This is a genomic window from Prevotella sp. HJM029, assembly GCF_000599605.1.
Classification (GTDB): Bacteria; Bacteroidota; Bacteroidia; order Bacteroidales; family Bacteroidaceae; genus Prevotella.
The window spans coordinates 1-218 of record NZ_AZHT01000121.1; the positions used below are offsets into that span (position 1 = coordinate 1).

The window sequence follows — 218 nt, forward strand, 5'->3', positions numbered from 1 at the left end:
TAGTAGAACTGCATCTTCTCGTAGTCGTCATTGTCCTTACCATTATAAGGCAAGTCAAACGCCTTGTAGTTGTCCTTAATGGATTGCAGTTGTTGACTATATTTTGCCTTATAGTCTATGGTTACACCATCAGCCTCATTGCCTGCATACGGGATGCGTCTGGGTCTTTCTCTTATGTTCACCGATATATACTGCTTTTTTGATTTTACTTCAAATTC

General features: G+C 39.4%; 1 protein-coding gene. It reads right to left on the reverse strand.

Annotated elements, in window-relative coordinates; translation table 11 throughout:
* On the reverse strand, positions 1-218 hold a 218-nt coding region (locus X919_RS14930), incomplete at both ends, for a hypothetical protein (RefSeq protein WP_036917337.1).